Below are 241 nucleotides of genomic sequence, written 5' to 3' on the forward strand. Positions count from 1 at the left end.
TCATCGTTATCGACAAACAGCGACGGCAGAAACTGGCGTATCCCCTGGAGCAAAATGGTATGCGCAGTTTTCATAAATGAAAATAAATTGTCCTGTGCATCCAGTTGCTCAAGCACATCATCTTCTGTCAGCGTCGCCATTGGTCTTCCGATAGATCACCATCAATGCAGGGAGTCTATTATATTACACGTTTGGTCCGCGCCGCCGATCAGTAATGTCTGCGTCCGCACCCCATTCGCCG

Annotated in this window: 1 pseudogene; it reads right to left on the reverse strand. The window is 49.0% G+C overall.

Annotation, left to right across the window (positions count from 1 at the left end):
- Positions 1 to 140, reverse strand: a pseudogene (gene fumE, locus QP548_RS16905) (fumarase E); the annotation flags it as partial.
- Between the last annotated feature and the right edge of the window lie 101 nt (positions 141 to 241).

Origin of the sequence: Clostridium sp. UMB9555A (assembly GCF_030222355.1) — a bacterium.
In the GTDB taxonomy this organism is placed as follows: Bacteria; Bacillota; Clostridia; order Clostridiales; family Clostridiaceae; genus Sarcina; species Sarcina perfringens.